This window comes from Marinobacter sp. F4218 (assembly GCF_019443085.1).
Taxonomy (GTDB): Bacteria; Pseudomonadota; Gammaproteobacteria; order Pseudomonadales; family Oleiphilaceae; genus Marinobacter; species Marinobacter albus.
This window is the reverse complement of record NZ_JAHZIL010000003.1, coordinates 408,005-420,142: the sequence shown is the minus strand read 5'-3', so window position 1 is coordinate 420,142 and position 12,138 is coordinate 408,005. Positions and strand designations below refer to the sequence as shown.

The 12,138-nt window shown below is 51.9% G+C and carries 10 protein-coding genes; all 10 read left to right on the top strand.

Features of this window, described 5'->3' with window-relative positions:
* The first annotated feature begins 12 nt into the window (after nt 1-12).
* The 10 genes from K0B93_RS05815 (at nt 13) to rfbA (ending at nt 12,116) form a co-directional block, all read left to right on the top strand.
* Nucleotides 13-1,464, top strand: coding sequence for a lipopolysaccharide biosynthesis protein (locus K0B93_RS05815; RefSeq protein WP_219866310.1), 1,452 nt, complete (start codon nt 13-15; stop codon nt 1,462-1,464).
* Between the two features lie 15 nt (nt 1,465-1,479).
* Nucleotides 1,480-2,400, top strand: a complete 921-nt coding sequence (locus K0B93_RS05810; protein WP_219866309.1) for a hypothetical protein — start codon at nt 1,480-1,482, stop codon at nt 2,398-2,400.
* A 32-nt stretch (nt 2,401-2,432) separates the two neighbouring features.
* The gene (locus K0B93_RS05805) at nt 2,433-3,404 is read left to right on the top strand and encodes a glycosyltransferase family 2 protein (RefSeq protein ID WP_219866308.1); all 972 of its coding nucleotides are present in this window, start codon (nt 2,433-2,435) and stop codon (nt 3,402-3,404) included.
* Nucleotides 3,405-4,231: 827 nt separating this feature from the next.
* The gene (locus K0B93_RS05800) at nt 4,232-4,786 is read left to right on the top strand and encodes a sugar transferase (RefSeq protein ID WP_219866307.1); all 555 of its coding nucleotides are present in this window, start codon (nt 4,232-4,234) and stop codon (nt 4,784-4,786) included.
* Complete coding sequence (locus K0B93_RS05795) at nt 4,783-6,753, top strand: polysaccharide biosynthesis protein (RefSeq protein ID WP_219866306.1); 1,971 nt, start codon at nt 4,783-4,785, stop codon at nt 6,751-6,753. The genes K0B93_RS05800 and K0B93_RS05795 overlap by 4 nt, the downstream gene beginning before the upstream one ends.
* Nucleotides 6,754-6,849: 96 nt before the next feature.
* On the top strand, nt 6,850-7,812 hold the full coding sequence (locus tag K0B93_RS05790; protein WP_219866305.1) for a DHH family phosphoesterase: 963 nt from the start codon (nt 6,850-6,852) through the stop codon (nt 7,810-7,812).
* Nucleotides 7,813-7,860: 48 nt separating this feature from the next.
* Nucleotides 7,861-8,775 (top strand): sulfate adenylyltransferase subunit CysD, encoded by a 915-nt coding sequence (gene cysD, locus K0B93_RS05785; protein ID WP_219866304.1) that lies wholly within the window; start codon nt 7,861-7,863, stop codon nt 8,773-8,775.
* A gap of 9 nt (nt 8,776-8,784) precedes the next feature.
* Nucleotides 8,785-10,197: a sulfate adenylyltransferase subunit CysN gene (gene cysN, locus K0B93_RS05780; protein WP_219866303.1), complete on the top strand. Its 1,413-nt coding sequence runs from the start codon at nt 8,785-8,787 to the stop codon at nt 10,195-10,197.
* Complete coding sequence (gene rfbB, locus K0B93_RS05775; protein ID WP_219868039.1) at nt 10,194-11,243, top strand: dTDP-glucose 4,6-dehydratase; 1,050 nt, start codon at nt 10,194-10,196, stop codon at nt 11,241-11,243. The genes cysN and rfbB overlap by 4 nt, the downstream gene beginning before the upstream one ends.
* On the top strand, nt 11,244-12,116 hold the full coding sequence (rfbA, locus tag K0B93_RS05770; RefSeq protein ID WP_219866302.1) for a glucose-1-phosphate thymidylyltransferase RfbA: 873 nt from the start codon (nt 11,244-11,246) through the stop codon (nt 12,114-12,116).
* Nucleotides 12,117-12,138 lie beyond the last annotated feature (22 nt).

Genomic DNA, 12,138 nt, shown 5'->3' with positions numbered 1-12,138 from the left:
TCAGTGAAAGCAATGAACAGAAAAATTGGTGTCGGTGTTCTCTGGAACCTTGCTAGCGCCTTCATGACGCGGGGAGCCAGCACCATCTTCACGCTTCTTCTGGCACGTTTGTTGGCGCCCGAAGCATTTGGTCTGGTTGCCATGGCAACGGTCGTCTTTGAGTTGGCGAACGTCTTTGTAAGCTCGGGGCTTGGACAAGCGTTGATACGCAGTAAAGAGGTGTCCAGGGCAGATCTCAACACCGTTTTTTACACCAACCTGCTGCTCAGTGGCATTGCATACTCTGTGTTATTTGGGTTGTCACCATTTGTTGCCAGTTTTTACGGCCAACCCGAGCTGACCACTCTGGTGCGAGTTATGGGGCTGGTCGTGTTCCTGAATGCCGCCAAGGTAGTGCAAACGGCGGTGTTGAGCCGTGAGATGGATTTCAAGACTCAGATGAAGGCAAACACATTGGGGGTGCTTGTATCTGGTAGTTTGGCTCTTACCTTGGCGTGGTTGGGCTGGGGGGTGTGGAGCCTTGTCGCACAAATGCTCAGCGCAGCTGCGATGTCCGCGCTCATCCTCTGGTGGATCAGCGAGTGGCATCCCAGCTTTCAGTTTAGTTGCGAGTCTTTTGTCAGGTTATTTCGTTTCGGCCGAAACCTGCTCGCTGAGGGAATGCTGTCAGTCCTTTATCAAAACTCTTATATGCTAGTCATTGGGCGTTTGTTTGGCGCTGAAACAGCAGGCTTGTACTTCTTTGCCAGAAAAGTGAGTAATTTGGTCTCCCAGCAGTTGACTCGTGCGGTGCAACAAGCCACATACCCGGCGCTGGCGAGGCTGCAGGATGATAATTTCGTATTGAGAAATAAGTATCGTCAGATCCTACAGTTGATGATGTTCCTGATTGCGCCCACGATGGCTTTGTTGGCAGGCCTGGCTTCGCCGTTGTTTAGGTTGTTGTTTAACGAACAGTGGCAGCCTGCGATACCGTATCTGCAGTTATTATGTCTGGTCGGTATGCTGTATCCCCTGCACGCACTTAATATGAACCTTCTCAACGTCAAAGGGCGTTCGGATCTGGTGCTCAAGGTTGGCCTCGTAAAGAAAGCCCTTAACCTAACACTCTTGTTCGTGGCGATTCCTTACGGGGTGATTGGAATTGTCATAAGCCAAGTGGTTGGGGCGGCTCTTTCACTGGTTCCAAATACTTATTTTTCATCGAAATTTCTGGGCTATGGCCTGAGGGAGCAGCTTCTTGATGCATTTAAACCGATCCTGGCAGCAGTGGGGGCTGGTCTTTCAGCTTTCTGGCTTGCGGAACTTTTCAGCGGGTCGGCTTTCACGTCATTTGTTTCAGGAGGCTTGGGCGGCGCGTTGGCGTTCCTGGTCTTGGCCCTGTTTTTCCGAGTGGATGCGATAAGACTGTTGCTAGACAAGGTTGGCTTTTTTCAACCTCTTCGAAGGTTTTTTGAATCCTAATGGCGTGAGATTGGTTTGAATAAGGGTTTCGTCAATAAGTTTGTTATTTACTCTCCATTATATAGAGAAAATAGTGGAGGAATAATCGTACTCCACAAATTAGCCAGCATCCTGAATTCGATGGGCTATGAAGCAAAGATTTGGCCAAAACCCAAGCCTTCACCAAGGGAACTGAATGGATGGCGTGGGTGGTTGAAACTGGCCCGTTGGCTTAAGATTCGCCTGCTTTCTATTCTGAGGCGCAAAGATCTTCGGTCGCCGTATAATCTTAAATTTGCCAGAACAAAAGACCTCAAGGGCTCAGTTGTCGTTTATCCTGAGATTGTGGAAGGAAACCCTTTGGGCTCCGAAAAGGTCGTCAGATGGCTCTTGAATAAACCAGGAGCTATATCCGGGAAAGCAGAGTTTGGCGAAGAAGACTTATTTTTCTATTATAACGAGCATTTTAATGATTTTTCTTTAAATCCCAATAGAGATCGACGTTTAAATGTCGTCGAGTTGATGGGGCATGTCTACAAAACAACGAATCATGGGGGCAGGCAGGGGCAATGCTTCATGGTTCGCAAGGGGCGTGATAGAGAGCATACATATCATGATCCCGACGCAGTTCAGGTAGACGGTTTCTCACACGAGGAACTTGCCAAGGCGTTCAATGATCACAAGTATTTCATTTCCTATGATCTTTACACTATGTATTCCAGATTTGCCGCCATGTGTGGCTGTATTCCTGTCGTCGTCCCTCAGCAAGGCCTGCGGAAAGAGGTTTGGCGACCTGAAGTGCATAATCGATATGGAATAGCATACGGATGGGATGATATCGCGTGGGCATTGGAGACGAGAGTGGAACTTGTGAAATTCCTGTGTGAGTCGGAGCGCAGTAGCGTCGAGTCGGTGAGGGGATTCATAAGAATTCTGGAGCATCATTTCGATGATTGATGATAACTGGATGTGGGGCTTAGAGCTTTATAATGAAAATTTCAATCGCGATGGCGACCTACAATGGTGAGGAGTATCTGGAGGCGCAACTAAAGAGCTTTTTAGGTCAGACGCGCCAACCGGATGAATTGGTCGTCACAGACGATTGCTCGCCCGATAAAACGGAATCTATTATCCGTGAATTCGCCAAAACCGCCCCCTTCAAAGTCGTCTTTTCTCGGAACGAAAAAAATCTCGGCTATGGCGGCAATTTCAATGCCGCACTAACGAAAACAACAGGCGATCTGGTGTTCCTGAGTGACCAGGACGATGTGTGGTTTCCAGAGAAAATTGAGCACATGGCAGGGATTGCAGAGCGTTATCCGGAAGCACTGGTGGTAATGAACGATGCAGTGCTGACAGATGCTGAGCTCCATGAAGTCGGGCTCACCAAAATTGGGCAGATTCGGTCAGCGGGGTATCCTATGAGTAGCTTTGTGATGGGATGTTGCTGTGCAATGCGCCGGGAGTTGTTGGATCTTTGTTTGCCGATACCTCCGGGGTTCAAATCACACGATGGCTGGCTGGTCAGGTTTGCGGATGGCTTGGGGGCGAGGAAAGTTGAGGATAAGGCTCTCCAGTACTACCGCCGGCATGAGTCGAATGAATCTCAGTTCCTGGCGAATAGTACGAAGAGGATTTCCCGTTCACAAGCTTTTTTCCATGCAGTCAGCAAGGCTCTCCGCAAAGATGCGTGTGAGCGGGCGCAAGATGAAGTTGACCAATTAACTTTGTTTGTTCTCGGGACCCAGCGAGCCCAAGAGAGTGCTTCTGATAAGCGTCGACGACAACTCCAACAACTCCACAGGATCACCGAATCCAGAATCGAAGTGCTGAAGCAGCGGAGTAGAATCCGGGCAAAATGGTTTTTGCCCCGGGCGATCGCCGCGACAGGGCTTTTTGTTCGAGGCGGATACAGGAATTCGAATGGCCTAAAAGCGATGTTACGGGATCTTGCCGGCTAACATGGGGCTTTAAGCCTTTATTTCGCACATTTCCTGATGTTCTCATTTTTTAACAAAGCTTTACGTCTGCAACTGCCCGAATCACCGATTACCGTTAATAGTAACTTGCCTGCAATCCCACGACGCGTAGAATTGCGTCACAATTCGGAAACGCATTCAAATAATCAAAATAACTGACAGGGACTAGGTCGAGGTGTTTCTTTGCTTCATCCTCCGTTTTATCCGAACAAATTTGACGAATCTTCTGATCGCAAAAACCTTGGGAAGTGGTCGGTGGGGCAATAGCGTCCCTGAAGCCGCTTTTTGTCTTTGGTCTTGTCCTGGTCAGCATTAAAAGTTTTCGGCGTCTATGGGTGGATCCTGTCTTGAGCTTCTTCGCTGGTAATCATCGGCGCGGAGGATAATCCTTGGAATTTGGCCCGCAAGTTCCGTCTTGGCACCCAACTGGGGGGAGATGGCGTTTAGGTCGGTAATTGCACTTTGGGTCATAGCATTGCCGCAGATGATATGTTGGCGATTATGGAGCACCGAGCTTTTAAGGGACAGCCGTTGATGAAGCGGGGTCGGGAGAATTTGCATCAGATTTTCATTCGGTGGGCTTCTCGGATCGAGAGGCGCTGATTATGATTGCCGGAATTGCGCTGGTTTCCCCTGCCTTTGGGCTAATGCTGAGTGCTTCCGGGTTGCGGAGTGGTTTAGGTTGACCTCGTTCATCGGGGGGGGCGCCTTGTATGACTGGAGGGCGGTCACACAAGGCGGTTGTTGGTTGAATTGCGGGAGCTGTCGGGTAGCCGCAGCGTTTGAAAAGGTAGAGGTTTGATGACGGCGTGATGCGCTTTTTTGATGTGCTGTTTTCGTTGGTTGGCCTTTTTGCTGGCTTTCCCGTTTTTTTGTGCCTGCTGGTTGCCGGGTATTTTGATACGGGAGCGCCGCTGTTTCGCCAGGAGCGCGTCGGTCGGGATGGTCAGCCCTTTACGCTGGTGAAGTTCCGAACCATGACGGTAGGTACTGCGTCTGTGGCCACCCACCTGGCGCATGCTTCATCGGTTACTCGTTTTGGTCGTTTCCTTCGCAAGACCAAGCTGGATGAGCTTCCCCAGCTGTGGAATGTGCTCGTTGGCGACATGAGTATTGTTGGTCCTCGGCCTTGTTTGCCTGTTCAGGCGGAGTTAGTTAGTCTGCGAAAGAAGCTTGGTGTCCTTGATGTTCGCCCTGGTATTACGGGCTTGGCGCAACTCCGAGGCATTGACATGTCGACGCCAGAGGAGCTGGCCAAAACAGACGCTTTAATGTTAGAGCAGTTGTCCCTCTTCCATTACTTTGTTTATATTTTCCAGACTGCAGCTGGCAAGGGATCTGGTGATAGGGTGAAAAACGGATGAAATCACTATTAATCAGTCTCAGAGAATGGCTTTTCGAGTTGCCGCGGCCCCAGAAACGGTTTATCTCAGTCGCAGCAGACCTCTGCTTTATCTGCCTCGCTTTGTGGGTCTCCTTTGCCCTTCGATTCGAACAGTCTGATTGGTTGCCGTCGCAACGACAGTGGCTAGCCTTCGGAACTACTGCACTCGCCACCATCATTGTGTTCGTGCGGATAGGTCTGTATCGGGCCGTCATTCGTTACATCAGTGAAAAAGTCCTCATGGTGATGGTAACCGGTGTTGTCGCTTCGGCAATTGCACTGGTCCTGGCCGGCTATCTGTTCCAGGCCATGGTTCCAAGGTCTGTTCCGGTGATCTACGCATCACTCCTCTTCGTGATGGTCGCAGGAACCCGGTTTTCGATCCGGGATCTGATCAATCGGCCGCGGGAAAAAGCTAAGGGGCGGGTTCTCATTGTCGGCACGGGGCCCAAAGCCATTCAGCTGCACTATGCCTTGATGCAAGGAACCGAGTACCGGCCAATGGGCTTTGTTTCCCTCGACTGCAGGAAGCATAAGTCACTCATTGCCGGATTACAGGTCTACTCGGTCGAGCATCTCAAACGAGCGGCTCGGGAACAGGGCGTTCAGAGGGTATTTCTCGCGTTGGAGGACGAGGGAACGATCAGTCGACGGGATTTGATTGGGAAGTTGGAAGAACTTGTGATTCCCGTTCAAACCGTGCCGGCAATGTCAGAGTTGATGGCCGGGCAAGCACGGATAAACGATATCCGTGATTTGGACATAGCAGACCTGCTTGGTCGTGATCCGGTCCTGCCCAATAAGGCAGTGGTGGCTGAAAGTTTGACTGGCAAAGTGGTTATGGTCACTGGAGCTGGTGGCTCAATCGGTTCAGAGCTCGGTAGGCAAATTATACGCAACGGACCTGCCGCCATCGTACTGCTTGAACAATCTGAATTTGCTCTTTACAGCATTGAACGCGAACTTCGATCCATAAGCGACATTGAAGGGGTGACCATCGAAATTCACCCACTACTTGGGAGCGTGGTGCACCGCAAGCGAAACGAGGTCATTATGCGTTCATTTGGCGTCGATATTGTGTATCACGCTGCAGCTTATAAGCATGTGCCTCTGGTAGAGAGCAATATCATTGAAGGGATTCAGAACAATGTGATGGGTACGTGGCACTGCGCCGAAGGTGCAATTGCAGCAGGGGTAGAACGCTTTGTGCTTATCTCCACGGACAAGGCAGTGCGGCCCACCAACGTCATGGGTGGCTCCAAGAGGCTCGCGGAACTGGTTTTGCAGGGGTTGGCCCTGCGCCAGAAATCGACCCGTTTTTCAATCGTTCGGTTTGGCAATGTTCTCGGATCGTCCGGATCCGTAGTTCCTCTGTTTCGTGATCAGATTCGCGATGGAGGACCTGTTACCGTGACCCACCCGGAGATCATTCGTTACTTCATGACCATCCCTGAAGCCAGCCAGTTGGTCCTTCAGGCCGGCGCAATGGGCGAGGGAGGCGAGGTGTTCGTGCTGGATATGGGAGAGCCGGTCAAGATTGCCGATCTGGCGCGTAAGATGATTCGACTCATGGGCTTGACGGAAAAAACCGAAGACAATCCACACGGTGACGTTGCCATCACGTTCACGGGGTTGAGGCCTGGTGAGAAACTTTTTGAAGAGCTGTTGATCGGGGATGAGCAATTAAAGACGGCTCACCCAAGGATCATGATGGCCCGAGAAGAGTCGCTTTCTTGGTCTGGGGTAGAGAAGTTGCTGACGCGGCTTGAGAAATCCTGCAAACGATTTGACTGTGAAGCCGTGGTGGATCTCATTCGAGAAGCACCTACCGGCTATTCCGCAGCGCAAACCCCAAAGGACACACTCTGGCAGCGCGGGCAAGTCCCCCTGGAGGTTGTTTCCTTGGCAGACTCTGACAGCAGTAAGGTGCACAGGCTGCCTTTGTAGCATATCCGCCTCCTCGTCCTGGGAAGCAACGCGCACCTCATTCCAGCTTTAGGCTATGTTATTCTCCCCTGATTTTTCTTCGGAGCTATAAGACCAATGCGGATTTATGATGTATTCAATGGTGATGCTGACGGCATTTGCGCGCTCATTCAGCTTCGTCTGGCAGAGCCTTTAGAAAGCACTCTGATCACGGGGGTAAAGCGGGATATCGCTTTGGTGCAACATGTCCCGGTATCTGAACCGTCTCAGGTGAATGTCCTTGACCTTAGCCTTGAAAAGAATCGGTCTGCAGTTGACGCATTATTGGCCGCTGGTGCTCAGGTGTTCTATGTGGACCATCACTTTCCGGGAGAGGAGCTCCCCGAACATGAGAGCTTTCAGGCGTTAATTGATACCCAGCCGACAACCTGCACCAGCTTGCTGGTTGATGAATATTTAGGGGGGCGTTTCCGGAACTGGGCAATTGCCGCAGCATTTGGCGATAATTTGAACGCCGTTGGTGAAAAGTTGGCGTCAAAGTCAGGCCTCTCTGAAAAACAAATCAACAACCTGAGAATTCTCGGAGTGTGCATAAACTACAACGGTTATGGCGCGTCCGCAGATGATCTTCATGTCCATCCAGCCGATTTGTACCGTGAGCTTGTCCGGTTTGCCGACCCTCTGGAGCTGATTGGCGGTCAATCAAAGACATGGGAAAAACTCAGGACCGGATACGAAGAGGATATGTCACAAGGGCTTGCTGCCCCTGTCCTCAAAGAGACAGAGACATCCCTTGTGGTTAAGTTGCCGGATGAAGCCTGGGCACGTCGTGTTAGTGGCGTACTCGGCAATGAGCTTGCGAATCAAAATCCCGAAAAGGCATGTGCAATTGTCACGGAGAGGGAAGGCGATACCTACCTTGTCAGCATCCGGGCACCGTTGAACAACCGCGCTGGCGCAGATGAGGTGGCGAGAAAGTTTCCTACGGGCGGAGGCAGGAAAGCTGCGGCTGGCATCAATGCCTTGCCGGCGAGCCAATTAGACGATTTTCTTGATACAATGGCGCACTTTTGGCGCTGATCCTAACCAATAGTTATCGAGTCCCTACCAAGACCAACGGAACGACCAATGACGCTCACTCCCCCCAAAAAGACCCACCTCAAGCAACTTGAGGCTGAGTCGATTCATATCATCCGGGAAGTTGCCGCTGAGTTCGATAATCCGGTAATGCTCTACTCCATCGGAAAAGATTCGGCCGTAATGCTTCACCTTGCGATGAAGGCTTTTGCCCCCGGGAAGCCACCGTTTCCCCTTATGCATGTGGATACCACGTGGAAATTCCGCGAGATGATCGAGTTTCGGGACAAGATAACTGAAAAGCTTGGCTTAAAATTGATCGTTCATACCAATCAGGAGGGTGTAGAACAGGGAGTGGGACCTTTCACTCATGGCAGCGCCAAACACACCGATGTAATGAAAACCCAGGCTCTAAAACAGGCGCTCGACAAATACGGTTTTGATGCGGCCTTTGGTGGGGCAAGGCGAGATGAAGAGAAATCCCGGGCTAAAGAGCGCGTTTACTCCTTTCGAGACAAGTTTCATCGCTGGGATCCAAAAAACCAGCGTCCGGAGCTCTGGAACCTATACAACGGCAAGGTTAATAAAGGCGAAAGCATTCGGGTTTTCCCGCTCTCTAATTGGACGGAGCTGGACATCTGGCAGTACATCTATCTGGAAAATATTGACATCGTTCCCCTGTACTATGCCGCCGAGCGCCCGGTTGTGGAACGGGATGGGACTCTGATTATGGTGGATGATGATCGTATGCCATTGGAGCCCGGAGAAAGTCCTGAAATGAAAATGGTGCGTTTCCGAACGTTGGGCTGTTATCCGTTGACCGGGGCGGTAGAGTCTGAGGCGGCAACCTTGCCTGACATCATCCAGGAGATGCTCCTGACCAAGACTTCCGAACGACAGGGCCGTGTGATTGACCACGATTCGGCCGCCTCGATGGAACAGAAAAAGCGCGAAGGGTATTTCTAAGGAGCCGTTATGTCTCATGCATCTGAACTGATCGAGTCCGATATCCTCGCCTATCTGGACCAACACGAGAATAAAGATCTGCTGCGCTTCCTGACTTGCGGGAGTGTCGACGACGGCAAATCGACCTTGATTGGGCGCCTGCTGTTCGATTCCAAGCTGATTTTTGAAGACCATCTGGCTGCGCTGCACAAGGACAGCGAACGTATGGGGAATGCTGGGGAGGCATTGGACCTGGCGTTACTGGTGGATGGTCTGGCCTCTGAGCGAGAGCAGGGCATAACCATCGATGTAGCCTACCGTTATTTTTCCACGGACAAGCGCAAATTCATAATTGCAGATTGTCCAGGCCACGAGCAGTACACCCGGAACATGGCAACGGGTGCGTCCACCTGTGAGCTGGCGGTGGTGATGATTGATGCTCGCAAAGGCGTGTTAACCCAATCCCGGCGGCACAGTTTCATCGTCAGTCTACTCGGCCTCAAGCACGTGGTTGTAGCGATCAACAAGATGGACCTCGTGGATTACTCCGAAGAGGTGTTCAACAACATTCGCGCCGAATACCAGAAACTGGCTGAGCAACTGGGGCTTAAGGATGTCTATTACGTGCCCATCTCGGCCCTCAATGGCGACAACGTGGTGAACCGCAGCGAGAACATGCCCTGGTACCACGGTGAAACGCTGATGAACATCCTGGAGCAGGTCGAGGTTCGGGAAGATCAGAACGTGACCGACCTGCGTTTCCCGGTGCAGTATGTGAACCGCCCGAACCTGGATTTCCGGGGATACTGTGGCACCGTGGCCAGCGGTGTGGTGCACAAGGGCGAGGACGTGGCGGTGCTGCCGTCCGGCGTGACCTCGCGGGTTAAGGGTATCCACACCTACGAGGGCGAGATCGAGCGTGCCTGGCCGGGTGATGCGGTAACCATAACACTCGAAGATGAAGTGGATATTTCCCGAGGTGATCTGTTGGTGCATGCGAATGCGATCCCACCGCTTGGGAACAGATTTGCAGCACATATCGTTTGGATGAACGAGAAAGCCCTGGCTCCGGGACGGGAGTACGGCATCAAAATTGGTACCAAGGTGACAAACTGCTACGTCAATGAGGTTTTGGAAGAGGTGGACGTGAACACCCTTCAGCGACACCCAGGGGCTGCGGAGGGATTATCCTTGAACAGCATTGGACTTTGTGACGTTGAGCTTGCGGAGTCTGTGGTTGTAGAGGATTACCAGACCCACCATGGGACGGGAAACTTCATTCTCATTGACCGGATGACCAATGTGACTGTGGCTGCGGGTATGGTGGACCATTCACTCGATCAATCAGGTGAAGGGGAGGCGCGGATATACAGTCAAGCCGAGCGAAACCTGAACAGATTTATTCGAGAGAATTACCCGGAGTGGGGGTGCAAGCCAGTATGAAGTTATTGATAACCGGAGGGGCTGGATTTATCGGTTCTGCCGTCGTTCGTCATATTATCACCCACACGTCAGACGAAGTCGTTAATGTGGACAAACTCACCTACGCCGGCAACCTGGAGAGCCTTGAAAAGGTCTCCGGTAGTGATCGCTACGCCTTTGAGAAAGCGGATATCTGTGACAGAGCAGAAATGGACCGGGTGTTTCGTGAGCACCGTCCCGATGCGGTAATGCACCTGGCTGCGGAAAGTCATGTGGATCGTTCCATTGACGGCCCGGCCGCCTTTATAGAAACCAATATTGTTGGTACCTATACTCTGCTGGAGGCGGCGCGCCGCTACTGGAATGACCTGGAAGGCAACCGCAAGGCAGATTTCCGTTTCCATCATATTTCCACTGATGAGGTATACGGAGATCTGGAGCAGCCAGAAGACCTGTTTACTGAAGATACATCATACGCTCCAAGTTCTCCCTACTCGGCAAGCAAGGCCAGCTCCGATCATCTGGTTCGCGCCTGGTACCGAACCTACGGACTGCCAGTGTTGGTGACCAATTGCTCCAATAACTACGGCCCCTACCACTTTCCTGAGAAGCTGATTCCATTAGTGATTCTCAATGCACTTGATGGTAAACCGCTGCCTGTTTACGGCAGGGGGGATCAGGTGCGCGATTGGCTGTTTGTTGAGGATCATGCTCGCGCTCTATACCAAGTGGTAAGAGAAGGCAGCGTAGGGGAAACCTACAACATCGGCGGGCACAATGAGAAGCAGAATATCGAGGTGGTTCATACCATTTGCGATCTTCTACAGGAATTGGCGCCGGCAGACTTCAGTTATCGGGAACTCATAACGCATGTTGCTGATCGTCCGGGCCATGACCTCCGCTACGCCATCGACGCCGGCAAGATCCAACAGGAATTGGGCTGGGAACCGCAGGAAACATTTGAGTCTGGTATCCGCAAGACCGTTCGGTGGTACCTCGACAACCTGCCTTGGTGCAAGAGGGTCCAGGACGGCAGTTATCAACGCGAAAGACTGGGAGTCGCTTGAGTGAAAGGTATCATCCTGGCCGGAGGTTCCGGCACACGCCTGTATCCGATCACCCGTGGTATCTCAAAGCAGCTGCTGCCGGTTTACGATAAACCGATGATCTATTATCCGTTGTCAGTTCTGATGCTGGCGGGAATCCGGGACATTTTGGTCATAACGACCCCGGAAGATCAGGAGGGCTTCCAGCGGCTGCTTAGCGATGGCAGTCAGTTTGGAATCCGCATTTCCTATGCCGCACAACCAAGCCCCGATGGTCTTGCTCAGGCCTTCATTATTGGTGAGGACTTCATCGGGAACGATAGTGTCTGTCTGGTTCTCGGGGATAACATCTACTATGGGCAGGGGTTCAGTCAGCTGCTGCAGTCGGCTGCATCCCGCGAAAAGGGCGCCACGGTTTTTGGCTACAGGGTTAAAGATCCGGAGCGGTTTGGTGTGGTGGAGTTCGATGAGAATCAGCGTGCTGTTTCCATTGAAGAAAAACCCACTGAACCGAAATCCAATTACGCAGTGACCGGCCTCTATTTCTACGACAATGATGTTGTGGATATTGCAAAGTCTGTGCGTCCTTCTCATCGCGGAGAGCTTGAGATAACTTCAGTCAATCAGGCCTATCTTGATCGAGGCGATCTCAACGTCGAGCTGTTGGGGCGGGGTTATGCCTGGCTGGATACTGGCACCTACGATTCACTACATGAGGCCGCCGGATTTATCGAAACCCTCGAGAAACGGCAGGGGCTCAAGGTGGCCTGCCTTGAAGAGGTCGCGTTCCGCATGGGCTACATTGGCAAGACGCAGCTGCTGGATCAAGCGGAACTCCTAAGAAAAAACAGCTACGGTGAGTACCTTCGTCAGCTTGCAGAGCGTGGCCTCTGAACATGAAGCCCTCTGGAGCGTA

Coding starts and splice junctions, on each gene's coding strand:
- rfbB (WP_219868039.1), top strand. CDS start 10,194: ATGAAGTTATTGATAACCGGAGGGGCTGGATTTATCGGTTCTGCCGTC.
- cysD (WP_219866304.1), top strand. CDS start 7,861: ATGACGCTCACTCCCCCCAAAAAGACCCACCTCAAGCAACTTGAGGCT.
- cysN (WP_219866303.1), top strand. CDS start 8,785: ATGTCTCATGCATCTGAACTGATCGAGTCCGATATCCTCGCCTATCTG.
- K0B93_RS05790 (WP_219866305.1), top strand. CDS start 6,850: ATGCGGATTTATGATGTATTCAATGGTGATGCTGACGGCATTTGCGCG.
- K0B93_RS05805 (WP_219866308.1), top strand. CDS start 2,433: ATGAAAATTTCAATCGCGATGGCGACCTACAATGGTGAGGAGTATCTG.
- K0B93_RS05795 (WP_219866306.1), top strand. CDS start 4,783: ATGAAATCACTATTAATCAGTCTCAGAGAATGGCTTTTCGAGTTGCCG.
- K0B93_RS05815 (WP_219866310.1), top strand. CDS start 13: ATGAACAGAAAAATTGGTGTCGGTGTTCTCTGGAACCTTGCTAGCGCC.